Raw genomic sequence first — 23,322 nt, forward strand, 5'->3', positions numbered from 1 at the left:
CTGCGGGCGAATTATTTGGTCACTTTATCGTACCACACCATGTCGGCATTCAGACCCTGCTGATACCCTTTCACGTTGTCACGCACCACGATCTGGGTTTTACCCTGGTCAATGAACACGTACGGAGAACTGCGCTGTAGTTCTTCCTGCATATTCTTGTACAGGTCAAGACGTTTTGCCGGATCAGGCTCCGCGACGGCTGCCAGCGTTTGTTTGTTGAGATCCGGAATATCCCAGCCGTTCAGACCTGCCACGGTGCTGGATTTTCCGTCATTCCAGGCAAAGGCGCTGGCGTTGGAGTGGGCGTCGAAGTAGTCGGGGATCCACAGACGAACTGCGGCCTGATGCTGTTTCGCTCGCACGCGGGCGTACACCTGACTACCGGCGGCAGGCAGCAAGTCTACTTTCACGCCACCCTGCGCAAAGCTCGCCTGCATTGACTGCGCGATGGTGATAAACGGTGGTTTGTTTTCCACGTCCAGCGTGAAGTGCGCGTCTTTAATGCCCGCTTTTTCCAGAATCGCTTTCGCTTTGGCCGGATCGAATTTGAACGGGTTATCTTCAATCGCCCCCGGCAGCCCTACCGGCAGGAAGCTCTGATGGACGAAATACTGCCCCTTCAGCAGATTTTTGGTGATGCCGTCGTAATCCACCAGCCAGCGCGCCGCTTCCCAGAACGCCGGGTTTTTCAGCAGCGGGTTGGCGCTATTGGCGGTGTTAAACGCCACGTAGTTTTGTTCAGCAGAAGGAATACTCAGTACCTTGATTCCCGCTTTGCCCTGCAGCGCGGCGATTTGATCAGCACCGAGATCACGCGCCACGTCAGCGTCGCCCTGCTGGATCAGCAGACGGCGGGAGGCCGGGTCCGGCACGTTTTTGATGATGATGTTTTTCAGTTTCGGCGCACCGCCAGGCGAGCTGGTGTTAGCATCCAGCACGATGGCCTGATGCGGCTGGTAGACGCGCATTTTAAACGCGCCGCTGCCAGCGGAATGCATTTTCAACCAGGTGTTGCCGAAGTCGTCGCCCTTCACATTGGCGGCAACCAGCTTTTCATCAACGATAGAGGCAATCGGCGTGGAGAGAATATTCAGCGCCACCGCCGGACTGACGTCTGCCGTCCAGTGCAGTTGCAGCGTATGGTCGTCAATTTTCGTCAACTGGCTGTCGATGTTGTTCGCTTCCCAGCCGAGAACGTTAAGAATGAACGCCGGAGACTTGTTCAGCTTTACCGCGCGGGTATACGAAAAAATCACGTCTTCCGGCCGTAACGGGTTGCCGGAAGCGAATTTCGCGTCGCTTTTCAGCTTCACGGTCAGGGTTCTGGCGGCGGGATCAGCCTGCCAGCTTTCGGCGAGGATCGGGGTGATTTTTTCCGGGTTATCGCGATCCGGCTGCACCAGCCGCTGATAAAGACTCGGGACGGTCTGAATACTCGACAACTCGTTGGCTTCGGCCGGGTCAAGGCTGACGATGTCATCAAGCCCCTGAGCCACAACCAACGTCGTGGGCGGCGTCGCGGCCCAGGCGGAGGCTGACAGCGCAGCCAGTATTACTAACGGCAACAGTTTCTTAGTCATGAGCAACCCCTGAAAAAATGAATATTGTGTGATTATTATGCTTCGCTACGGTAGGACGCCGCCTGAATTCCGTAAAGTCATAATTCAGAATAATTTATTCGATAAAAGTATAGACAGGAACAGAAAAGCATTAGCCCGTGAAGACGGGCTAAGAAAGGGGGAGGGGTTACCGACGCACCGGGGCGTCACCGGCCACGTAATAAGCGGCGTTGCTTTTAAGCAGTGGCGGGCGCTGGCGAATCGCATCGGCGATTTTCTCACCGATCATGATGGTGGTGGCGTTCAGGTTGCCAGTGATAATTTGCGGCATGATTGACGCATCCACCACCCGCAGCCCTTCCAGGCCATGTACGCGGCCTTCGCCGTCGACCACTGCCATGTCGTCGTAGCCCATCTTACAGCTGCCGCACGGGTGAAAAGCGGTTTCGGCGTGATTTCGCACAAACGCATCAAGTTGCTCGTCGGTCTGGCAGTCAATGCCAGGGCTGATTTCCCGGCCACGGTATTTGTCCAGCGCGGGCTGATGCATGATCTCACGGGTGATGCGGATCGCGTCACGGAACTCCTGCCAGTCCTGTTCGCAGGACATGTAGTTAAACAGGATCGCCGGGTGCGCGCGCGGATCGCGTGATTTCAGCCGCACATGGCCGCGGCTTGGCGAGCGCATGGAGCCGACATGGCACTGGAAACCGTGCTCTTTTACCGCATTGGAGCCGTTGTAGTTAATGGCGACCGGCAGGAAGTGATACTGAATGTTCGGCCAGCGAAATTCCTCGCGGCTGCGGATAAACCCGCCCGCTTCAAACTGGTTGCTGGCCCCGATGCCAGTGCCGCTAAACAGCCATTCCGCGCCGATTTTCGGCTGGTTCCACCACTGCAACGCCGGGTAGAGCGACACCGGCTCTTTGCATTCATACTGCAAATACATTTCCAGGTGATCCTGCAGGTTTTCGCCAACGCCAGGCAGGTCGTGAACCAACGGGATCGCAAATTCTTTCAGCAGCGCGGCGCTGCCCACACCAGAGCGTTGCAGGATCTGCGGCGAGGCGATAGCACCTGCGCAAAGTAAGACTTCTTTGCGTGCTGTCGCTTTTACAGGCACGGTGCTGTCGCCCTCCAGCCACTCGACGCCCACAGCGCGTTTGCCGTCAAAAATAATATGGTCGGTCAGGGCATGGGTTTTAATGGTCAGATTCGGTCTGTTTTTTGCCTGATCCAGGTAGCCGCGGGCGGTACTGGCGCGCCGTCCCTGCGGCGTCACCGTTCTGTCCATCGGACCAAACCCTTCCTGCTGATAACCGTTGAGATCGTCGGTGCGCGGATAACCCGCCTGTATGCCCGCCTCGACCATCGCATGGAACAGTGGATTATTATTTTCTTTCGCGGTGGTGACGCTCACCGGACCGTCGCCGCCGTGATAGTCGTTGGCACCGATATCGCGCGATTCCGCTTTGCGGTAGTAGGGCAAGCAGTGGAGATAGCTCCAGTGCTCAAGCCCTGGCGCCTCAGCCCAGTTATCGAGATCCATGGCGTTGCCACGGATATAGCACATGCCGTTGATGAGCGACGAACCGCCAAGTCCTTTGCCGCGCCCGCACTCCATCCGGCGGTGATTCATATAAGGTTCAGGCTCAGTTTCATAGGCCCAGTTATAGCGCTTGCCCTGTAACGGGAAGGCCAGCGCTGCGGGCATCTGGGTGCGAAAATCAAAACGGTAATCGGGACCGCCCGCTTCCAGCAGCAGAACGGTGGTCTCCGCGTCTTCCGTCAGTCGTGTTGCCAGTACGTTGCCGGCAGAACCGGCACCAATAATGATGTAGTCAAATTGCATTGCACCTCCGGGTTAAAAAATGGACTGAAATTTCGCCATCTCGACCTGGATGGATTTCACTTGGGTATAGCTTTCCAGCGTCATTACGCCGTTTTCGCGACCAATGCCGGAGTGTTTGTAACCGCCGACGGGCATTTCCGCCGGGGATTCACCCCAGGTATTGATCCAGCAGATCCCTGCTTCCAGTTGATGAATAACGCGATGGGCGCGGTTGAGATCGGCCGTGACGACACCAGCCGCCAGGCCATAATCGGTCTGGTTGGCGCGACGAATCACCTCTTCTTCGCTGTCGTAAGTGAGGATGGACATCACCGGGCCGAAGATCTCTTCGCGCACAATGGTCATGTCGTCGCGGCAGTCGGTGAAGACCGTCGGGGCGACCCACGCGCCATTGTCAAAGCCGTCGCCTCTCAGCGCGTCGCCGCCGCACAGCAGGGTGGCGCCTTCACGACGGCCCGCGTCCATGTAGCGCAGCACGTTGTCGCGGTGCGGGAAGCTCACCAGCGGACCGAAATTGGTTGTACTGTCGAACAGATCGCCTGGGCGAATACGTTTCACGCGCGCCAGAATGCGCGATTCAAACTCCGCTTTCAGTGACGCCGGCACGAACACCCGCGTGCCGTTGGTGCACACCTGGCCGGAGCTGAAGAAGTTCGCCATCATGGCGATGTCTGCAGCGAGATTCAGATCCGCATCGTCAAAAATGATTAGCGGCGATTTACCGCCCAGCTCCATCGTGACCTCTTTCAGCGACGAGGCCGCCGCGTTAGCCATCACTTTTTTGCCGCTGGCGACGCCGCCGGTAAACGACACTTTGGCGATGCCAGGATGTTCAGTCAGATACTGTCCGGTCTCTGCGCCAACGCCTGGCAGCACGTTAAATACGCCGTCCGGCAGACCTGCCTCGCTGTAGATTTCCGCCAGTTTTAGCGCGGTCAATGGTGTCACTTCGCTTGGCTTGAAGATCATCGCGTTACCTGCGGCGAGCGCCGGGGCGGATTTCCACAGCGCAATCTGAATCGGGTAGTTCCATGCGCCGATGCCCGCAACAACGCCCAGCGGCTCGCGGCGGGTGTAGACGAACGACGTATCGCGCAGCGGGATCTGACGGCCTTCCAGCGCCGGGATGAGTCCTGCGTAATACTCCAGCACGTCGGCGCCGGTGACAATATCCACTGTCGAGGTTTCGCAGAAGGGTTTGCCGGTGTCGAGAGTTTCCAGTTTTGCCAGTTCGTCATTGCGCTCGCGCAGAATATCGACAGCCCGACGCAGGATGCGTGAGCGTTCCATGGCGGTCATCGCTGCCCAGATTTTCTGCCCCTGCTGCGCGCTTTTCACCGCACGGTCAACGTCGTCGCGTCCGGCGGCCTGGGCCGTTGCCAGCACCTCGCCGTTCGCCGGGTTAATGGTCTCGAAATGGGTGCCGCTGGTGGCGTTTGTATAACCACCATGAATATAAAGCTGTTGTTCGGCCAGTCGGGACATGGTTCCTCCGTTAGTCAGTAGCCGGTGGTAAATGCTGGCTGATGAAATGATGGGTCAGGGTACGGGCGCGTTCCTGCTCGAACGGCTTGCCGCTGAGTGCGGCGTGCAGCCAGAGCCCGTCAATCAGCGCCGCCAGACCGTGTCCGGCCTGCTGCGCCTGGTCGCGCGGCAGCTCGCGCCTGAATTCGTAAACGATGCAGGAGAGCAGACGACGGCTGCTGACCTGTTGCAATCGCCAGAGCATCGGCTGATGCAGACTGCTGGCCCAGAACGCCAGCCACGCTTTCATTGCCGCAGGGCTTATCTGGCTGTCATCAAAGTTGCCCTCGACAATCGCCTGCAACCGCCGTTCTGCCGATGCGCCTGGCAATGCCTGTAAACGTCGTAATACCGCATCACGCAACTGGCTGGTGATGTCACGCATGGTGGCTTCCAGCAGGCCGTTTTTATCCTGAAAATAATGGCTGATGATCCCGGTCGATACCCCCGCCCGGCGGGCGATCTGCGCGATGGTCGCATCGTGCATTCCCACTTCATTAATGGCCTCTAGCGTGGCGTCGATCAGCTGTCGGCGTCGTATCGGTTGCATCCCCAGTTTGGGCATTTCTCGCCCTCCATTCATCAGCTCAGGTTATACATTAAAGCGGTTTTTGATTGGACGTTCAATATAAAATGTGTCTTAATTGTTACCGATTTGATTTTAAATAGTTACAAAAAGAGTGAGGTTATCGGATGACAGATCTTCCGCAACCCAGAGAAAAGGACAAAATCAATCCGGTGGTTTTCTACACCTCTGCCGGACTGATTTTGTTGTTTTCCCTGATGACCATCTTCTTCAGCGATTTCTCGGCGGGACTGATTGGCAGGACGCTGAACTGGGTATCGAAAACCTTCGGCTGGTATTATCTGCTGGCGGCAACGCTATATATCGTCTTTGTGGTATGCATCGCCTGTTCACGCTTTGGTTCGGTGAAGCTGGGGCCGGAGCAGTCGAAACCGGAGTTTAGTGTTTTAAGCTGGGCGGCGATGCTGTTTGCCGCCGGGATCGGCATCGACCTGATGTTCTTCTCCGTTGCTGAGCCGGTCACCCAGTACATGCTGCCGCCGGAAGGGCAGGGGCAGACGATGGAAGCCGCGCGTCAGGCGATGGTCTGGACGCTGTTCCACTACGGGCTGACTGGCTGGTCGATGTACGCGCTGATGGGGATGGCGCTCGGTTACTTCAGTTACCGATATAACCTGCCGCTGACCATCCGCTCGGCGCTTTATCCCATCTTCGGAAAAAAGATCAACGGCCCGATTGGCCACACCGTTGATATCGCGGCGGTGATCGGCACCATCTTCGGGATTGCTACCACCCTCGGCATCGGCGTGGTGCAACTCAACTATGGCCTGAGCGTGCTGTTTGATATTCCGGACTCGATGGCGGCGAAAACGGCGCTGATTGTGCTGTCAGTGATTATTGCCACTATCTCTGTGACCTCGGGCGTTGATAAAGGCATCCGTGTGCTGTCGGAGCTGAATGTGGTGCTGGCGCTGGGGCTGATTCTGTTTATCCTGTTCATGGGCGATACCGAGTTCTTGCTCAACGCGCTGGTGCTGAACGTCGGTGATTACGTTAATCGCTTTATGGGCATGACGCTGAACAGCTTCGCCTTCGATCGTCCGGTCGAGTGGATGAACAGCTGGACGCTCTTTTTCTGGGCCTGGTGGGTGGCGTGGTCGCCGTTTGTCGGCCTGTTCCTGGCGCGTATTTCGCGCGGGCGCACCATCCGTCAGTTTGTGATGGGAACGCTGATCATTCCGTTCACCTTCACGCTGCTGTGGCTGTCAGTGTTTGGTAACAGCGCGTTGTACGAAATTATTCATGGCGATGCGGGTTTTGCGCAGGAAGCGATTGCTCACCCTGAGCGCGGTTTCTACAGCCTGCTGGCGCAGTACCCGGCCTTTACCTTTAGCGCTTCGGTAGCGACTATCACCGGGTTGCTTTTTTACGTCACCTCGGCGGATTCCGGCGCGCTGGTGCTCGGGAATTTCACCTCAAAACTGAAGGATATCAACAGTGATGCGCCTAACTGGCTGCGTATGTTCTGGTCTGTGGTGATTGGTTTGCTGACGCTCGGCATGTTGATGACTAACGGAATATCCGCATTGCAGAACGCTACCGTGATCATGGGGCTGCCATTCAGTTTTGTCATTTTCTTCGTGATGGCCGGATTGTATAAATCCCTGAAGGTGGAAGATTATCGCCGCGTCAGCGCCAGCCGCGATACCGCGCCGCGACCGTTGGGAGTACATGACCGGCTGAGCTGGAAAAAACGGTTGTCGCGCCTGATGAATTACCCGGGTACGCGCTACACCAAACAGATGATGGAGACAGTGTGCTACCCGGCGATGGAAGAGGTGGCGCAGGAACTGCGGGTGCGTGGTGCTTACGTTGAACTGAAAAGCCTGCCGCCGGAAGAGGGGGATTTGTTGGGGCATCTGGAACTGCTGGTGCATATGGGTGACGAGCAGAACTTTATCTACCAGGTATGGCCGCAACTCTACTCGGTGCCGGGCTTTACGTATCGCGCCCGCAGCGGGAAATCGACCTATTACCGGCTGGAAACGTTCTTACTGGAGGGGAGCCAGGGCAACGACCTGATGGACTACAGCAAAGAACAGGTGATCACTGACATTCTGGACCAGTACGAGCGTCACCTGAACTTTATCCATCTGCATCGCGAAGCGCCGGGAAACAGCGTGATGTTTCCAGATATCTGAATGAAAAGGACAGCCTGACCAGCGCAGAAAAAGCGGAGCTCAAAAAGCTGACAGCGCTTCTCACAGAAAACACTTTAAGTGGTGTGAATGAAAGGTGTACTATGTACTCCAAAGCGCAACGTGAGGCATGCGATGAGTATCTTTGATGAACTAAAATCTTCGCTGGAAGAGGCCGTCGAAATCCAGGCCGGGAAGAGGGCGCCGGCAAGGGTCACTCGCTACGAAGTGGCGGATGTTCGGGCGATAAGAGAGCAGCTTAATGTCACCCAAAGTGAAATGGCGAGAGCATTAGGCACAAGTGTTGATACGATAAAAAGCTGGGAGTCCAAACGGCGTAATCCCACCGGACTGGCGGCAAAAGTATTGAATGTGATCCGGGACAACCCTGCTTTTTTCACTGCGCTTGCGGCACAGTAATCCCGCTTTTTGCATCTGCATCGCGAAGCGCCGGGAAACAGCGTGATGTTTCCCGGCCTGTAATTACCAGCAGGCAAAACCGCCATCGACCAGCAGGTCCACGCCAGTACAGAACGACGAGGCGTCGCTGGCAAGAAAGATGGCGGGGCCAGCCATTTCCTGGACAGATGCCATGCGTTGCATCGGCGTCTGGCTTTCAAACGCCTGGGTCTGATGCACCATCTCCGGGCGCGTGTTCATCGGCGTGGCGGTATAGCCCGGGCTAATGGAATTGACGCGGATGTGCTTATCCACCCACTCCATCGCCAGACTTTTGCTCAGGTGAATGACACCCGCTTTCGAGCAATTGTAGTGCGCCTGCTCAAGGCCACGGTTGACGATCACCCCGGACATCGAAGCGATGTTGATAATCGACCCGCCACCGGATTCCAGCATCAGCTCGGCTTCCGCTTTGCAGGAGTTCCACACACCGGTGAGGTTGATATCGATCACCCGTTGCCATTGCTCAGTATCCATTTCCAGCGCCGGATTGGCGTTGGCGATCCCTGCGGCGTTGAGCGCCACATCAAGACGCCCGTACTGCTGTTTCGCCAGTTTCACCGCCTCGCGCAGATCGCTAAGTTTGCGGACATCGCCGGTAAACAGGCAGGCTTCGCCGCCGATGGCTTCGATATGCTTAACGGTATCGGCAAGACCGCCGTCATCGCGCAAATCAAAACAGACCACTCGCGCACCAGCGCTGGCAAAACCCCAGGCGATGGTCTGCCCGATGCCGCTACCTGCACCCGTCACGAACGCGACGCGGTCTTTGAGAGAAAACAGTTGTTGAGCAAAATCTTTCGCTATCATGGTGCTGTCTCCCTCAGGACATGATCAGGCCGCCATCGACGTTAATCGTCTGGCCGGTGATATAACGTGCATCATCAGAGGCGAGGAACGCCACCAACCCGGCCACGTCTGCGGGTTGCCCTGCGCGTTTCAATGGAATGCCTTCCACCCATTCCGCCATCAGTTCGCCTTTGCCGTAGCGTTTTTTGTCGCTGCTGAGGATCTGCCCCCAGACGCGATCGTTGTACTCCCACATTTCGCTTTCGATGATGCCCGGACAAAAAGCGTTAACGGTGATGTTCCATGGCGCCAGTTCATGGGCGAGGCTTTGGGTGATCCCAATCACGCCCATCTTGCTGGCGGCATAATGTGGGGTGTAGATGAACCCCTGGCGACCCTGACCAGATGAGGTGTTAATCAGGCAGCCGTGGTTCTGTTTCACCATGTATTTCGCCGCTTCCCGGCAGCACAGCCAGACGCCGGTTGTATTCACTGCCAGCACTTTTTCGAAATCGGCTTTCGGCATGTGGTCGAAATAATCAATGGTGATCACCCCGGCGTTCTGGATGGAGACATCAATGGTGCCGAAACGCGCTGCTGCCTGTTCATATAGCGCGCGAACCTGCGCCTCATCAGTGACGTCTACCTGCAGGGAGAGAATATCGGCCTGGTAGCGCTGACGCAGTTGTTCTGCGGTTTCATGGACACGCTCCGCGTTCGATACCATCACCAGCCGGGCGCCGTCACGGGCGAAACGTTCCGCAATTCCTGCGCCAATCCCCCGACATGCGCCGGTGATCACAACCGTTTTGTTGCTGAAATCTCGTTGCATTTGTTTCTCCTTAATAAAACCGGGCCACACGGTGCCCGGTGGAATGTCGGTTAACCCTGCGGGGCGGCGGTTCCCTGAGAAACGGCCTGTTTCTCTTCATGGCGGCGGAGCAGGATGACTTTGTTCTGCAGGCGTTGCTGGAACTGATCAACCACCACGGCGGTGACGATAACCACGCCTTTGATGACCATCTGCCAGAAATCGCTGACGCCCATCATCACCATGCCGTCGGCGAGGAAGACGATGACAAAAGCACCGATGATCGAGCCGGAGACGCGACCACGCCCACCGGCCAGCGCGGTGCCGCCGAGCACGGTGGCGCCGATGGCGTCCATCTCAAACATGTTGCCGGTCATCGGGTGGGCGGTCTGCAATTGCGAGGCGACAATCAGCCCGACCAGCGCTGCGCAGAGGCCGGAGAAGGCGTAGACAAAAATCTTCACTTTGACGCCCGGCACACCCGCCAGACGCGCGGCAGATTCGTTACCGCCGATGGCGTAGATGTAGCGGCCGAGTGGAGTTTTGGTCGTGATCCAGTAGCCGAGCAGCAGAAAGCCAACCATCAGCCAGATGGGAATGTAGATGCCAAGCAGCGTACCGGAACCGAGAATCGCGAAGCCGGTATTGCCCAGCGCATCCATGCCGTTAAGGTTCGGGTAGGTACTGCCGTCATTGAACAACAGCGCCACGCCACGCGCGACGTACATCATGCCGAGGGTACAGATAAACGGTGCCACGCCGAAGCGGGTGATGACGGTGCCGTTAATAAAGCCGACAATGATGCCAAACACCGCGACGCACAGAATCACTTCCGGGACATTGAAGAAGATGATGTTGTCGCCCCAGATGGGCATACCGTTGGTCAGCAGCGCCCCGGCGACCATGCCGCAGATCCCGGCGACGGCACCGACGGAAAGGTCAATGCCGCCGGTGAGGATCACGAGCGTCATGCCAATCGCCAGCAGGCCAGTAATGGCGACGTGCTGGGTCATGATCAACAGGTTAGAGGTGGTCAGGAAATTCGGTACCATCACGCTGAAGACGGCGATAACCAGCAGCAGAGCGATAAACGTTCTGGCCTTCAGCAGGTACATATAAAGCATATATTTCTGATTCATGATCGATTCCAGCCTGATTAATCTTGTGGGGTTGATGCGGCAATCAATTTTTCCCGGGTGACTTCATGACGCGGCAAATCGGCGGTGATCCGACCGTCGGCCATCACCAGAATACGGTCTGCCAGCGCCATCACTTCATCCAGCTCGGATGAAGAGAACATCACCGCCAGCCCCTGTTGCGCCATTTTGCCGATCAGGTGATAGACATCGGTTTTAGCGCCCACGTCGATACCCCGCGTTGGCTCATCGAGAAACACCACCTGCGGCTGCGTCATCAGCGCTTTCCCCAGCACCACTTTTTGCTGGTTGCCCCCACTGAGCGAGGTGATCGGCAGTTCCGGATCACTGACTTTGATCGCCAGTTGCTGGATCATCTCCTTCACGCTGGCGCGCTCCTTGTGGGGGTTGAGCCATTTCCAGGCCCGGCGAAAACCCTGCAGACTGAAATCGGAGAGCGTCATGTTGGACTGAATTGACATCATCTGGATCACGCCTTCACCCTGACGATCTTCCGGCACCAGCGCCAGCCCATGCTTCAGGCGGGTCTGAAACGGGGCTTTGTCGAGACACAGGCCGTTCAGGTGGACGCTGCCCTGCTGGCAGGGCATCAGCCCCACCAGTCCTTTAAACAGTTCGGTGCGCCCGGCACCCAGCAGACCGTAAATGCCGATCACTTCGCCCTTTTTCAGGCTGAAGCTGACGTCATTGAGCTTGTAGCCGCCACTCTGGTGCAGCGCCGTCAGGCCGCTGACGTTGAGAACGGTTTCGCCCTGCGGCGCGGGCTGATAATCAAAATGTTTTTTCTTGTCTCCGACCATCTGTTCGATGATCCACGGAATGCTGGCCTCGCTGACCTTGCGTTCGCTGATGAAACGCCCGTCACGGAAAATGGTGATGTGATCGCCAATTTCCATCAGCTCTTCCAGCCGGTGGGAAATATAAATAATGGTCACGCCGCGGCGTTTGAGCTGTTCAATGACGTTAAACAGCACTTTAACTTCCGACTGGCTGAGCGCCGAGGTCGGTTCATCCATGATCAACACGCGGGTATCTTTAGAGAGCGCACGGGCAATCTCCACCAGTTGCTGGTGACCGATGCCTAACTCTTCGAGCGGCGTATAAGGGTCGACATCCAGCTCAAGGCGATCGAGCAGCGCTTTCGTCAGCTCGTACTGGTATTTTTCGTTGATTTTTCCGTGCTGAAAGAACTCGTTAGCGATAAAAATGTTATCCATCACGTTCATGTTCGGGAACAGGTTCAGTTCCTGAAAAATAATGCTGATGCCATTTTTTTCCGCCTGATGGGTGGAATTAAACGAGACCGGTTTCCCCTCCAGCAACATTTCGCCGGAAGAGGGCGATTCCACTCCCGCCAGCATTTTCATCATGGTGGATTTACCAGCGCCGTTTTCGCCAATCAGGACGTTCACTTTATTGCGATAGACCCGATAGTCCACGTTATCCAGCGCGATAACGCCTGGATAAATGCGGGACAGCGCACGTGTTTCGATGATCACATCGGGTTCGGCAACCGGTGAGGTAACGGGCTCTTGCTGTGACATCTTACTGCCCCCCTGCGCGGACGATTTTCGCGGGTGTAACATCGGGCAGGGTGTCAGGAACATCCCAGGCCGAGAACACGCCATACACTTCCGCCTGCTCGCCAGTTTTTAACGGCGTCGCCTGGATCATTTTCACCGCCTGGTCGTTAATTGCCCGACCATAATCGCCGTACAGCACCTGATCGTTAAAATCGCCATAGCTGAGGCCTTTGTAGCCGTCGCGCAATTGCGTACCGCGGATCGTCGGGCCGATTTGCACCACCACGTCGTTACCGCTGGTATCTTTTATGGTCATTTTGCCGCTACGTGAGGCGGTATCGATTTTTTCTACCGGTCCGGTAACCTTCACATAGAAAATACACGGGTTTTCATCCTGCGCGCGGTAGCCCAGGGTTTTACAGGCGGTATCAATATCTTTGGCAGCATGCAGGGCGGTCAGCAGTTCACCCGCAGGGCGCGCCAGTTGCACCACTTGCGGTACCAGTTTTTCCTGCCAGGTTTTTGCCGCTTCAGCCATGTGCGGGTTCGGCGGCGTTTTCAGGTCGGCGAGCTCTTTTTCAGACACGATCCGACAGCCTCCGAGCGCAATGATGGCCAGCGCCAGCCAGGCTTTTCTGTACATAACTCTCTCCTCTGCGCCCCCGAAGCGGGGGCGCGACAACCCGAACTCAGGACTTGATATTGAAATCCTGTACTTTGTCTGCGTTGTCCTTTTCAATCAGGACGCCGCGGAACATCACGCGTTGTTTTTCCGGGGTTTTCCCGTTTTGCAGGTAGTTATCGAGATCAGTCACCCCTTGCGCTGCGATGGCCTGCGCCTGCAGCATCACGGTGGCCTGGAGCGTGCCGGCTTTCACCGCATCGCGCTCGTCGTTGCTGCCGTCAATACCGACCACCACCACGTCGTTACGGTTCGCCGCTTTCAGCGCCGCAATCGCGCCCAGCGCAACCGGACCGTTGCCGCAGATCACGCCTTTCACGTCAGGGTGCGCCTGCAGAATACTGTCCATGATGCGTTTGCCGTCGATCAACGTGCCTTTGGCATCCTGACGGGCAATGCTGACCATATCCGGGTACTGGTCGATGACCTGGTGGAACGATTTGGAACGGGTGACGCAGTTGTTATCTGCGAGGTTACAGGTCAGCTCTGCGTATTTGCCTTTTTCGCCCATTTTCTCAACGAACACGTTGGCGACTTCGGAACCAGCCTGGAAGTTGTTGTGGGTGATCTGCACCAGCGCCACGTCATCGACCGGAATTTCACGGTTAATCAGGACTACCGGAATGCCGGCGTCTTTGGCCTTTTTAACCGCAGCGACGCTGGCGGTGGAATCGGCGTTATCGAGGATGATCCCCTGAACTTTTTTACCAATAGCGGTATCAATCAGTTCGTTCTGTTTTTTAACGTCCTCACCGTGAGAAAGAATGGTGGTGGAATACCCCAGTTCCTTCGCTTTTTCACTGGCGCCTTTCGCCTCGGAGGCGTAGTACGGGTTATCCAGTGAGTTCACGAGGATCATAATCGTGCCTTTCTCTGCGGCCTGGGCAGACAGAGAAAAAGCAGTCAGGGTAGCAACGGTTAACAGCGATAAACGTAATTTCATGACAATGTTCTCTCTATATAGTTATTGTCGGGTACGGTTGAAACAACGTAAGGCTTTAATTCTGTTCAGTTTCTGTAGATGGCTTAATGGGTTGGCTTCCATAGCGTGCGTTCCACGGCATCCCGCCAGCCTTGCCACCGGGTCTGCAATCGCTGATGGCGTTCGGCATCCGGGTGGAATTCACTGTGCAGTGCAAGAAACGCTTTCATCTCCTGCACGGACACCTGGGTCAGCGCTTTTCGCGCCAGTAACGCTGCGCCGATTGCCGACAGCTCCGGTACATCGCTGCGCATTACCGGGCAACCGAGCAAATCGGCCTGATACTGCATTAACCAGTCATTTTTCGTCGGGCCACCGTCAACCATCAGCGCGGTGAGGGTAAAGTCGCTGTGCTGGCGCATCGCCATCACCACATCAGCAATCTGATAGGTGATCGATTCCAGTGCGGCACGGATCAGGTGCGCACGTTTCACGCCGCGGTTGAGCCCGCAAATCACGCCGCGCGCCTGCGGATCCCACCAGGGCGCGCCGAGCCCCGTCAGCGCCGGAACGAAATAGACGCCGAGCGTTGATTCCACCGAGGCGGGCAGGGTGTTGAGTTCATGAGTAAGTTCTTTCTCTGACAGCTCGCTCAGCCCGGTGCTGTCGGCCATCCACGCCACGGCATCGCCGGTGTGTGGAATATTACCTTCCAGCCCGTAAACCAGCCGTTCGCCGTCGTGCCAGGCGATAGTGGTGGCTAAAGCGTCGATATTGCACTGGGCGGTGCTGACGGGCGCCATGACCGACGATCCCGTGCCATAAGTGGCTTTAACGCAGCCCAATTCACCCAGCGCGTGGCCGAACAACGCTGCGTGAGAGTCACCCACCATCGACATCACCGGGATGCCGTCAGGAATGGCCGGTAAGCCACGGGTATAACCGAACAGGCCGCTGGAAGGTTTAATTTCCGGCAGGGCGTTACGCGGAATGCGGAATACTTTCAGCATCTCGTCATCCCACTGTCCGGTTTGCAGATTGAGCAACTGGGTGCGCGAGGCGTTGGAGAAATCACAACTGAACTGCGCGCCGCCGGTCAGATTCCACAGCAACCAGCTGTCGATGGTACCGAGACAGATCTCGCCGTCCTCCGCCAGCTGCTGCCCGTCAGGCACCGATTCCAGCAACCAGCGCATTTTGGAGGCGGAAAACATCGGTGAGACGGGCAGACCAGTGACGGCTTTGATCTGCTGCTCCAGGTTGTCGCGACACAACGCCTCGCAAAAACCTGCACCACGCGTGCACTGCCAGGTAATGGCCGCATTCAGCGGTTTTCCACTGCTGCGATACCAGCCGATGGCAGTTTCCCGCTGATTGCTGATCGCCAGGGCGGCAACATTCTCCGCTCCGACCTGCGCGACCGCTTGTGCAAGCACCTGCAGCGAAGCGCTGACCAGCATTTCACCGGATTGCTCGACCCATCCTTCGCGTGGCGTCTGGATAGCGAGCGGTTGAGAAAAACGGGCGACAACGTTGCCGCGGCCATCAAGCGCGACGGCTTTGGCATTGGTTGTCCCTTCGTCCAGCGCAATAATGATCTCTTTTGTGGCTGTGAACATGGTTTTTCTCCTGCGTCACACTCCGGCCTGCCCCTGGTGGTGGCATCGCGTTTCTGTCAGGCTTCGGTGTGACATTTCGTTATCACTTTTGCAATCACTGAATATATATTCGGTGTTGATTATTTATTTAATACCTTAGCCAGATTCATACGGGCGAGCCACAGGCAAAATCATCATTTGTGCTGATAATCACATTTATCATCACAAAGAAAAGGTAAGCACCAGGAAAAACATGAAGAAAAACTGTCTTGTAACTTATTGAAAAATCGTTGCTTTATGGATTCCGCCTTTGCGCTTTTTTTGAGCACACAAAGGCGGGAGAATAAGACGGGGAGTGAAAATCAGGATTTCATCAGCTCTCTGGCGGTCGGATAATCGGTGATTAAAACATCAATATAGCCCCCCGTGAGCGCCCCTTTGATAGCGCCAACCTTATCAATGCCACCCGCCAGGGCGATAACATTTGGGCATTTTTTAATCGTTTCCAGCGCCATGCCGATGACCGGATCTTCATCATCCGTTAACACCGCGTTACCTTGCTTGTCGTAGTAGTGCAGGCAGATGTCACCCACCGCGCCGCGTTCCGCCAGTACATGCAGCATCTCTTCGCCGTAATAGTTTCCTGACGTTTTCAGCAGTTGCGACGGTTCGAGAATGCCGATACCGACGATGGCAATATCAACTTCATCAAAACGGGCAATCACATCGGCCACATCTTTGCTGGCGATCAGCCGGTTTTTCTCCTGCACTGACCCTTCAATGCTCTGCGACGGGAGCAGCCAGGCGTTGCAGTTCAGTTGCTGGGCGAGGGTTTGCGTCAGAATCGTCGCCTGCACGTTGCCGTTCGGGCCGACACCACCAAGTAACTGGATCACGCCGCCCGCTTTGAGATTCTGCGTGTGGACTTCATCCACCATCGCGCGAATGGTAGAACTCCATGACGAGACGCCAACCAGATCTTTTGGCCGCAAACGGGTTTCCAGATAGTGCGCCGCCGCGGAGCCAATAGCACGCTTGAGGGTGTGATCGGTTGCGTCCTCTTCGGTATCGACCACCACGGCCTGTTTGATGCCAAAACGATCTTCAATCCCTTTTTCCAGGTTAAGAAAAATATTGGACGGCTGAACTACACTGATTTTCACCACGCCTTCTTTCTGGCAGCGGGTGATCGCCCGGGAGACAAATGACTGAGAAAGCGAGAGAAGTTGAGCGATATCGGACTGTTTGCGTCCTTCCAGATAGTAAAGGGTAGCGATTTTCACCAATAGCCGTTGTTCATCCTGCTTAGCCATGTAGATCCCCAGAGAGTCGTTAACTGCAGCCATTATGTTTGAGCCCATCACGTTACGCGACAAAAAAGCACGCTTAAGTGTGATGCAACGCAAATTTTCACCAATCCTCTAAAACAGCTATGGACAATTTCTCAACAGTGATACCATAATTGAATAAAGAATCATTTGTGAATATATATTCAAGGTGGTTCAGGGTCAACAGAAAATACGCCGGGTACTGCGGTGCCGGGTGGGGAGGAGGCAGAATGTACCTGAATACGTTCCAACGGCGTCAGTCCTGTCGTGCGTTGTCGGGGGATTTCTGGTTTTTTTAGTCCCTGCTGGAATAAATATTCCATATTGAAATTAAATTCAGAGGTATTAAATGAATCCCTATAACTATGATATTGAAGCGCTGGAGCGCAAAGCACGTGCCGTACGGCGGCACATCGTCAGGTTGAATGCCAACAGCCCGGCAGGCGGTCACACCGGGGCGGATCTGTCGCAGGTTGAACTGCTGACCGCGCTCTATTTTCGCATTCTGAATGTCGCGCCTGACCGCACTGAAGATAGCGAGCGGGATATTTACATCCAGTCAAAAGGGCATGCGGTGGGGTGCTACTACTGTGTACTGGCCGAGGCGGGTTTTTTCCCGGTCGACTGGCTGGCAACCTATCAGCATGCTGATTCTCATCTTCCTGGCCACCCGGTACGGCAAAAAACACCAGGCATTGAACTCAATACCGGCGCATTAGGTCACGGTCTGCCGGTAGCGGTCGGGCTGGCGCTGGCGGCAAAACGCGACAACAGCCGTCGCCGCATTTTCCTCATTACCGGCGACGGTGAGCTTGCCGAGGGTAGCAACTGGGAAGCGGCGCTGGCGGCGGCGCATTACGGCCTGGATAACATCGTCATCATCAACGACAAGAACAATCTCCAGCTGGCCGGTGCCACACGCGACATCATGAACACTGATCCGCTGGCAGACAAATGGCGCGCTTTTGGCATGCAGGTGACCGAATGCCAGGGCAACGATATGGCCTCCGTGGTGGCGGCGCTTGAAGGGCTGAAGCAGGAAGGGAAACCGAACGTGATTATCGCCAATACCACCAAAGGTGCAGGCATTTCCTTTATCCAGGGGCGCCCTGAGTGGCACCACAGGGTACCGAAAGGTGATGAGATTGAGCTGGCTCTGGAGGAACTGAAAGATGAGTAATGCAGAACATCTGGCGAATGTGATGGTGCAGGCGTTTATCGACGCGGTAGAGCAGGGGATTGACCTGGTACCGGTGGTCGCGGACTCCACCTCCACAGCGAAGATTTCTCCGTTCATGCAGAAGTTTCCCGGTCGGGTGGTCAACGTCGGGATTGCCGAGCAGAGCATGGTCGGCACTGCCGCCGGGCTGGCGCTGGGCGGTAAAGTGGCGGTGACCTGTAATGCGGCGCCGTTTTTAATCTCTCGCGCCAACGAACAAATCAAAGTCGATATTTGCTACAACAACACCAACGTCAAGCTGTTTGGCCTGAACGCCGGGGGCAGCTACGGCCCGTTAGCAAGCACTCACCACTCTATAGATGATCTCGCAGTGATGCGTGGTTTTGGCCGCATCCAGATTTTCGCCCCGTCGTCGCCGCTGGAATGCCGACAGATTATTGAGTATGCGCTGGGCTACGTTGGCCCGGTCTACATCCGCATGGACGGTAAAGCCCTGCCGGAACTGTATGATGAAAGCTATCATTTTACGCCGGGCGCGGTGGTAACACTGCGTGAAGGGCGTGATATCGCGCTGGTGGCGACAGGCTCCACAGTACATGAAATCGTCGATGCCGCCACGCGGCTGGCGGACGCGGGCGTTCAGGCGAAAGTGATTAGCGTGCCGTCCATTCGTCCCTGCGACACCGAAGCATTACGCGCAGCGCTGTCCGGCTGCCAGGCGGTGATTACGGTTGAAGAACACAATATCAATGGTGGTCTGGGGAGTCTGGTGGCGGAAGTGATGGCTGAATCCGCACTGCCTGCCACGCTCAAGCGGTTGGGTATTCCTGACGGCGAATATGCGGCGGCGTCGGATCGTGCCTATTTGCGTCAGCGCCATGGTTTTGATGCCGCGAGCATTGCCGCACAGGCGGAGGCTATGCTGCACAAAGCAGGGTGAGCACCCGGTTGCCCTCCTGCTGCCAGTAAAGGGTGAAGACGGTGTCTTTGGCGAAACTCGCCAGAGGCGCCGTCAGCGCCAGCGTCATGGTGTGTGGCGTAACAGCTATCACCTCCGCGCTGGCAAACCCGAACAGCCGGTTGACGCGACGGTGCAGGGCCTTATACAGACTCTCTTTGGCGCTGAACGCCAGCGTCACGCCCAGCGGAAAGGGCAGCGATGCCAGACGCTGGCATTCGCTTTCCTTTATTACACTCTGCCAGATTTCTTGTGCTTGCGTTTCACGAAGCACACTCTCCGCATCAATCCCCACCAGCGCCGTTTCATTTTCATTGACGACAGCCAGCGCCTGCTGACCGCAATGGCTGATGCTGCCCTGAATGCCCGGCGGCCAGCGCGGTTCGCGCTGCGGCCCGATGCCCGGTACTGTGGCGTGTCCGGTTAATGCGTTGATGGCGTGCGCGGCGGCGATTCGCCCTGCCAGATGTTCGGCCTGGCGTTTACGGCTCGCCTGCTGAAGCTGTGCGTGATGAGGAAGCCAGAGTAGATCGTCCGGGTGAAACGTAGAGGGGTCAAAATCGATCTGATGGATGAGGCAACCGGCAAAGGGAAACACGTGGTGCTGAACATGCATGGCTGTCTCCGTATGCCCTCTCCCAGGAGAGAGAGGGCGAAGGGTTATCAGAAGTGCGTGTTGACGCTCATGTACCACGTACGGCCGGACTCGTTATAGGTTTCCGCGCCGGCGCCATACATATAGCCTGTGCTGCCGCCCGTAGTCTGGGCATTCCCGGCACGCCAGTGGCGTTTATCGAAGACGTTGTCCACGCCGCCGGTCAGGCTGACGTTTTTGGTGACGTCCCAGGTCGCGCTCAGGCCGACGATGCTGTACGGGCTGACTTCATTGGTCTCCGATCCGGTGACCGGCTGACCCTTGTAGTTGTATTTCTTCGGCTGTTGCTTGCCGTACCACGTGAAGGTGGATTGCAGAGAAACATCCTGATGCACCTGCCAGCTCAGCGTCGAGTTCAGCGTGTACTCCGGAATAATCGACAGGCGGTCGCCGGTCTCTTTGTTTTTACTCTGCAACATGTACGTGATGTTGTTGGTCCAGTTCACCGTGTCGGTGACCGGCACGTTCAGAGTGCCTTCCAGCCCTTCCACTACCGCTTTCGGCACGTTTTCCCACTGATAGATATCGGTTTGAGTCGTGCCTTTCGACGTCTGGCTTATTGGCGCATAGCCCGCTTCGATCTTATTGCGATAGTCGTTACGGAACCAGGTCACGCCTGCTAACCAGCCGTCACGCTTGAACTCCAGACCGATTTCTTTGTTGATGCTGGTTTCCGCTTTAAGATCGTCATTACCCATCATGTAGCAACCCACGCCGGTGCCGCTGGCGTAGCAGCCCTGGCCTTTGCTGTACAGAATATAGTTCGGGTTGGTCTGGTAGAGACTCGGCGCTTTGTAGGCGCGGGCGATACCCATTTTTAGCGTGAAATCATCGCCAAGCCCTTGTGACAGGTTCAGCGACGGGCTCCAGTTGTTGCCGACGATGCTGTGATGATCAAAACGCAGTGCCGGGGTCAGCATGGTGGAATCGGTCAGCTCCATGTTGTCTTCGGCAAACAGCGAGAAGATTTCTGCCTGCGAATAGGGGCTGCGGTCGGTACTGCTCGAACCCGGAATATTGCCGCCCAGGAACGCCTGGGTGTTAGACGCCATGTCTTTCATGCGCTGCTGATTCCACTCGCTGCCCAGCGTCAGGTTCTGGTTGACCAGGAGATCCAGCGGAAGATTGACTTCACTGTGCAGCATCAGGTCGGAAAGATCGATATCCACGAATTTATTGCTGCTGAAAATCCCTTCGGTGCCGCCTGCCAGCCCTTCGCCCTTACGCGAGTTGCGAGTGTGCTCGTACTGCACCCAGTTACTGGTGGTGATGCCGTTATCCCAGCCGCCATTCCAGGTGAGCGAGTAATTCTGGCGGTAAAGACGGTTGGTCTCTTTGCCGTAGTTCTCTTTCACCAGATCGTTGCTGTTGGTGTTCTGCGTATCGCCCGCGTAGAGGTTGCCCTGGCGGCTGTAACCGGCTTCAAACTCCAGCGAATTCATCGGCGCAAAGTCCCAGCGCACCACGCCGTTAATATCTTTGTTGATCACCCCTTCACGCCCGGCGGGCAGAGTGTCGGCATAAATCCCGGTACGTTCTGACTGGTGTCCCTGGTTGATATCCCACGCATCAGCCTGGGTTTTGTCGAGGTTGCCGTACAGACGGAAGCTGAAATCGCCACCCAACGGGCCGTTCAGGCTGAAGTTGGTGCGTTTAGTGGCGCCTTCATCTTTATGCTCTGGTGCGTTGAAATAGGTATTCCACGAGCCATGCCATTCGTTGTCGCCCTTTTTGGTGATGATATTCACCACGCCACCCGCTGCACCATTGCCGTAACGAGCAGCGGCCGGGCCACGGATCACTTCTATACGCTCGATCATCTCCGGCGGCACCCAGCCAGTGTCGCCACGGGTGTCACGCTCGCCACGCCAGCCAAGACGCACGGCGTTGCGGCTGGTGACCGGTTTGCCGTCAATCAGAATCAGCGTATTCTCCGGTCCCATCCCGCGGATGTCGATTTGCCGGTTGTTGCCGCGCTGACCGCTGGTGGAGTTCCCCGTGAGGTTCACGCCCGGCATGGTGCGGATGATCTCAGAGACATCACGTGCCGCCGGATTTTTGCGGATTTCGTCGGCGGTGATGGTAGACACACCCGGTGCCTGAAGGTTTTGTTGTGCCGCAGTGACCACCATCGTCTCTTCCGCTGACGCGGTTTTCTCGTCGACGGCCTCTTCTGCGTGCAAAGGTAATGCAACCCCGTAAATTCCCAGATTGACCAACAAGGCCAGGGATTTGATCTTGTTATTCATTTTTTATTCCCGATGTGAAAGGTCTGAATTAAAAAACGCGCGGCATTACGCTATTGCAAATGAAAATAGTTATCAATAGTATTATCAGTATATTTTGCGCGATACCACAAAATACAGAATAAACATGAGGTTAATGTGGCGGAGATGTTAACGGCAGGTAGTGAAAGATGGTGGGCAGAGAAAAAAGGCCCGCAATGGCAGCCGGAAGGTGACGGTTATCGCGTCACGTTCTGGTGGCGCGATCCAGCCGGTACTGAGCAAACCTCCGCCATCCGCCGGGTGTGGATTTACATCACCGGCGTCACTGACCATCACCAGACCGCTACACCGCAAACTCTGGCACGCCTGCCCGGCACTGATGTCTGGCAGTGGCAGACGGTGCTGCCCGCTCACTGGCGCGGCACTTACTGTTTTATCCCTTCCGAACGTGACGACGATTTTTCCCCCGACGTGTTCAGCGGTACGCCGGAGCGCAATGCGCTGCGTGACGGCTGGCGGAAACTGCTGCCACTGGCAATTGCCGATCCGCGCAATCCGCAGGGCTGGACGGGTGGGCGAGGTCATGCCGTTTCGGTGCTGGAGATGCCGGATGCGCCGGTGCAACCCGGCTGGGATCTGCCTTCGCCTGCGTATACGCCCCCTGTACAACTCGCCTGGCGCAGCCCGATATTGCACAACACGCGCCGGGTGTGGGTCTTCACCACCGGCAACGATAACGACGTCACGCGTCCGCTGGCCATACTGCTCGACGGTCAGTTCTGGGCGAAAAGCCAGCCTGTGTGGCCTGCGCTGGCGGCGCTGACGCAGCGGGGCGAACTGCCGCCAGCGGTGTATGTGCTGATTGACGCGCTCGACACCGCCACCCGTGGCCGGGAACTACCGTGTAACGCTGATTTCTGGCAGGCGGTGCAGCAGGAGTTACTGTCGCAGGTGCGGACGGTGGTGCCATTCAGCGATGATCCTGAACGGACAGTGGTGGCGGGGCAGAGTTTTGGCGGTCTGGCGGCGATGTATGCCGGACTGCACTGGCCGCAGCGTTTTGGCTGCGTGCTGAGCCAGTCAGGTTCTTTCTGGTGGCCGCATCGCGACGGGCAGCAGGCGGGCGCGATACCCGAACAACTCAGACGCGGCGAGGTGTCGCCGCACAGTTTACGCATCTGGCTGGAAGCGGGCGAACGCGAACCGGTGATCTTTCGCGCCAGTCAGGCGCTGTTAGCTCAGCTACAGGCCACCGCGCAACAGGTGCTCTGGCGACCGGTGGATGGCGGGCATGATGCGCTGTGCTGGCGGGGCGGACTGACCGCCGGGTTGATCGCGCTCTGGCAACCAATGCTCACCACTGGACGCTGACA

General features: G+C 56.6%; 19 protein-coding genes. 5 read left to right on the top strand and 14 right to left on the bottom strand.

What is annotated here, in order from left to right:
- Positions 1 to 11: 11 nt before the first annotated feature.
- The 4 genes from GTGU_RS16305 to betI all read right to left on the bottom strand — a co-directional run bounded on the left by GTGU_RS16305 (position 12) and on the right by betI (position 5,500).
- Complete coding sequence (locus GTGU_RS16305) at positions 12 to 1,580, bottom strand: ABC transporter substrate-binding protein (protein WP_038159342.1); 1,569 nt, start codon at positions 1,578 to 1,580, stop codon at positions 12 to 14.
- Positions 1,581 to 1,746: 166 nt separating this feature from the next.
- Complete coding sequence (gene betA / locus GTGU_RS16310) at positions 1,747 to 3,411, bottom strand: choline dehydrogenase (RefSeq protein ID WP_038159344.1); 1,665 nt, start codon at positions 3,409 to 3,411, stop codon at positions 1,747 to 1,749.
- A gap of 12 nt (positions 3,412 to 3,423) precedes the next feature.
- Complete coding sequence (gene betB / locus GTGU_RS16315; RefSeq protein WP_038159347.1) at positions 3,424 to 4,896, bottom strand: betaine-aldehyde dehydrogenase; 1,473 nt, start codon at positions 4,894 to 4,896, stop codon at positions 3,424 to 3,426.
- A gap of 10 nt (positions 4,897 to 4,906) precedes the next feature.
- Positions 4,907 to 5,500: a transcriptional regulator BetI gene (betI, locus tag GTGU_RS16320; RefSeq protein WP_038159348.1), complete on the bottom strand. Its 594-nt coding sequence runs from the start codon at positions 5,498 to 5,500 to the stop codon at positions 4,907 to 4,909.
- A 128-nt stretch (positions 5,501 to 5,628) separates the two neighbouring features.
- Between betI and GTGU_RS16325 the strand changes: the two genes are divergently transcribed.
- Both GTGU_RS16325 and nadS read left to right on the top strand, forming a co-directional pair.
- Positions 5,629 to 7,662 carry a choline transporter gene (locus GTGU_RS16325; protein ID WP_038159350.1) on the top strand — a complete coding sequence of 678 codons (2,034 nt, stop codon included), beginning with the start codon at positions 5,629 to 5,631 and terminating at the stop codon, positions 7,660 to 7,662.
- A gap of 132 nt (positions 7,663 to 7,794) precedes the next feature.
- Positions 7,795 to 8,079, top strand: a complete 285-nt coding sequence (gene nadS, locus GTGU_RS16330; RefSeq protein WP_038159353.1) for a NadS family protein — start codon at positions 7,795 to 7,797, stop codon at positions 8,077 to 8,079.
- Positions 8,080 to 8,142: 63 nt separating this feature from the next.
- On the opposite strand, the gene GTGU_RS16335 is transcribed toward nadS, so the two are convergent.
- The 8 genes from GTGU_RS16335 to GTGU_RS16370 form a co-directional block, all read right to left on the bottom strand.
- Entirely contained in the window at positions 8,143 to 8,928 is a 786-nt protein-coding gene (locus GTGU_RS16335) for an SDR family oxidoreductase (RefSeq protein WP_038159358.1), read from the bottom strand.
- A 13-nt stretch (positions 8,929 to 8,941) separates the two neighbouring features.
- Positions 8,942 to 9,739 carry a glucose 1-dehydrogenase gene (locus GTGU_RS16340; protein ID WP_038159361.1) on the bottom strand — a complete coding sequence of 266 codons (798 nt, stop codon included), beginning with the start codon at positions 9,737 to 9,739 and terminating at the stop codon, positions 8,942 to 8,944.
- Positions 9,740 to 9,789: 50 nt separating this feature from the next.
- On the bottom strand, positions 9,790 to 10,857 hold the full coding sequence (locus tag GTGU_RS16345; RefSeq protein ID WP_038159363.1) for an ABC transporter permease: 1,068 nt from the start codon (positions 10,855 to 10,857) through the stop codon (positions 9,790 to 9,792).
- 17 nt (positions 10,858 to 10,874) lie between these two features.
- The gene (locus tag GTGU_RS16350; protein ID WP_038159365.1) at positions 10,875 to 12,419 is read right to left on the bottom strand and encodes a sugar ABC transporter ATP-binding protein; all 1,545 of its coding nucleotides are present in this window, start codon (positions 12,417 to 12,419) and stop codon (positions 10,875 to 10,877) included.
- 1 nt (position 12,420) lies between these two features.
- Complete coding sequence (locus GTGU_RS16355; protein ID WP_038159368.1) at positions 12,421 to 13,041, bottom strand: DUF2291 family protein; 621 nt, start codon at positions 13,039 to 13,041, stop codon at positions 12,421 to 12,423.
- Positions 13,042 to 13,087: 46 nt separating this feature from the next.
- Entirely contained in the window at positions 13,088 to 14,023 is a 936-nt protein-coding gene (locus GTGU_RS16360) for a D-ribose ABC transporter substrate-binding protein (protein ID WP_038159370.1), read from the bottom strand.
- Positions 14,024 to 14,106: 83 nt separating this feature from the next.
- Positions 14,107 to 15,621 (bottom strand): FGGY family carbohydrate kinase, encoded by a 1,515-nt coding sequence (locus GTGU_RS16365; protein ID WP_038159373.1) that lies wholly within the window; start codon positions 15,619 to 15,621, stop codon positions 14,107 to 14,109.
- Positions 15,622 to 15,962: 341 nt separating this feature from the next.
- On the bottom strand, positions 15,963 to 16,913 hold the full coding sequence (locus GTGU_RS16370; RefSeq protein WP_038159376.1) for a sugar-binding transcriptional regulator: 951 nt from the start codon (positions 16,911 to 16,913) through the stop codon (positions 15,963 to 15,965).
- Between the two features lie 364 nt (positions 16,914 to 17,277).
- On the opposite strand from GTGU_RS16370, the gene GTGU_RS16375 reads away from it, so the two are divergent.
- Positions 17,278 to 18,108, top strand: coding sequence for a transketolase (locus tag GTGU_RS16375; protein WP_038159378.1), 831 nt, complete (start codon positions 17,278 to 17,280; stop codon positions 18,106 to 18,108).
- A complete protein-coding gene (locus tag GTGU_RS16380; protein ID WP_038159381.1) occupies positions 18,101 to 19,048 on the top strand; it encodes a transketolase family protein in 948 nt (315 codons plus the stop codon). The genes GTGU_RS16375 and GTGU_RS16380 overlap by 8 nt, the downstream gene beginning before the upstream one ends.
- Here GTGU_RS16380 and entD read toward each other — a convergent pair.
- Positions 19,026 to 19,682 (bottom strand): enterobactin synthase subunit EntD, encoded by a 657-nt coding sequence (entD, locus tag GTGU_RS16385; RefSeq protein ID WP_038159383.1) that lies wholly within the window; start codon positions 19,680 to 19,682, stop codon positions 19,026 to 19,028. The two genes, GTGU_RS16380 and entD, sit on opposite strands and share 23 nt — an antisense overlap.
- A 47-nt stretch (positions 19,683 to 19,729) precedes the next feature.
- Positions 19,730 to 21,970, bottom strand: coding sequence for a TonB-dependent siderophore receptor (locus GTGU_RS16390; RefSeq protein ID WP_038159386.1), 2,241 nt, complete (start codon positions 21,968 to 21,970; stop codon positions 19,730 to 19,732).
- A gap of 135 nt (positions 21,971 to 22,105) precedes the next feature.
- Here GTGU_RS16390 and fes point away from each other — a divergent pair, with 135 nt between their 5' ends.
- Entirely contained in the window at positions 22,106 to 23,320 is a 1,215-nt protein-coding gene (gene fes, locus GTGU_RS16395) for an enterochelin esterase (RefSeq protein ID WP_038159390.1), read from the top strand.
- Positions 23,321 to 23,322: the final 2 nt, after the last annotated feature.

Source organism: Trabulsiella guamensis ATCC 49490, assembly GCF_000734965.1.
In the GTDB taxonomy this organism is placed as follows: Bacteria; Pseudomonadota; Gammaproteobacteria; order Enterobacterales; family Enterobacteriaceae; genus Trabulsiella; species Trabulsiella guamensis.

What these genes read in the sequence shown, in the direction of transcription:
- GTGU_RS16350 (WP_038159365.1), bottom strand. Translation starts at nt 12,419, where the DNA reads ATGTCACAGCAAGAGCCCGTTACCTCACCGGTTGCCGAACCCGATGTG.
- entD (WP_038159383.1), bottom strand. Translation starts at nt 19,682, where the DNA reads ATGCATGTTCAGCACCACGTGTTTCCCTTTGCCGGTTGCCTCATCCAT.
- GTGU_RS16340 (WP_038159361.1), bottom strand. Translation starts at nt 9,739, where the DNA reads ATGCAACGAGATTTCAGCAACAAAACGGTTGTGATCACCGGCGCATGT.
- GTGU_RS16370 (WP_038159376.1), bottom strand. Translation starts at nt 16,913, where the DNA reads ATGGCTAAGCAGGATGAACAACGGCTATTGGTGAAAATCGCTACCCTT.
- GTGU_RS16305 (WP_038159342.1), bottom strand. Translation starts at nt 1,580, where the DNA reads ATGACTAAGAAACTGTTGCCGTTAGTAATACTGGCTGCGCTGTCAGCC.
- GTGU_RS16325 (WP_038159350.1), top strand. Translation starts at nt 5,629, where the DNA reads ATGACAGATCTTCCGCAACCCAGAGAAAAGGACAAAATCAATCCGGTG.
- betB (WP_038159347.1), bottom strand. Translation starts at nt 4,896, where the DNA reads ATGTCCCGACTGGCCGAACAACAGCTTTATATTCATGGTGGTTATACA.
- GTGU_RS16355 (WP_038159368.1), bottom strand. Translation starts at nt 13,041, where the DNA reads ATGTACAGAAAAGCCTGGCTGGCGCTGGCCATCATTGCGCTCGGAGGC.
- GTGU_RS16375 (WP_038159378.1), top strand. Translation starts at nt 17,278, where the DNA reads ATGAATCCCTATAACTATGATATTGAAGCGCTGGAGCGCAAAGCACGT.
- GTGU_RS16365 (WP_038159373.1), bottom strand. Translation starts at nt 15,621, where the DNA reads ATGTTCACAGCCACAAAAGAGATCATTATTGCGCTGGACGAAGGGACA.
- GTGU_RS16335 (WP_038159358.1), bottom strand. Translation starts at nt 8,928, where the DNA reads ATGATAGCGAAAGATTTTGCTCAACAACTGTTTTCTCTCAAAGACCGC.
- GTGU_RS16390 (WP_038159386.1), bottom strand. Translation starts at nt 21,970, where the DNA reads ATGAATAACAAGATCAAATCCCTGGCCTTGTTGGTCAATCTGGGAATT.
- GTGU_RS16345 (WP_038159363.1), bottom strand. Translation starts at nt 10,857, where the DNA reads ATGAATCAGAAATATATGCTTTATATGTACCTGCTGAAGGCCAGAACG.
- GTGU_RS16380 (WP_038159381.1), top strand. Translation starts at nt 18,101, where the DNA reads ATGAGTAATGCAGAACATCTGGCGAATGTGATGGTGCAGGCGTTTATC.
- betI (WP_038159348.1), bottom strand. Translation starts at nt 5,500, where the DNA reads ATGCCCAAACTGGGGATGCAACCGATACGACGCCGACAGCTGATCGAC.
- nadS (WP_038159353.1), top strand. Translation starts at nt 7,795, where the DNA reads ATGAGTATCTTTGATGAACTAAAATCTTCGCTGGAAGAGGCCGTCGAA.
- betA (WP_038159344.1), bottom strand. Translation starts at nt 3,411, where the DNA reads ATGCAATTTGACTACATCATTATTGGTGCCGGTTCTGCCGGCAACGTA.
- GTGU_RS16360 (WP_038159370.1), bottom strand. Translation starts at nt 14,023, where the DNA reads ATGAAATTACGTTTATCGCTGTTAACCGTTGCTACCCTGACTGCTTTT.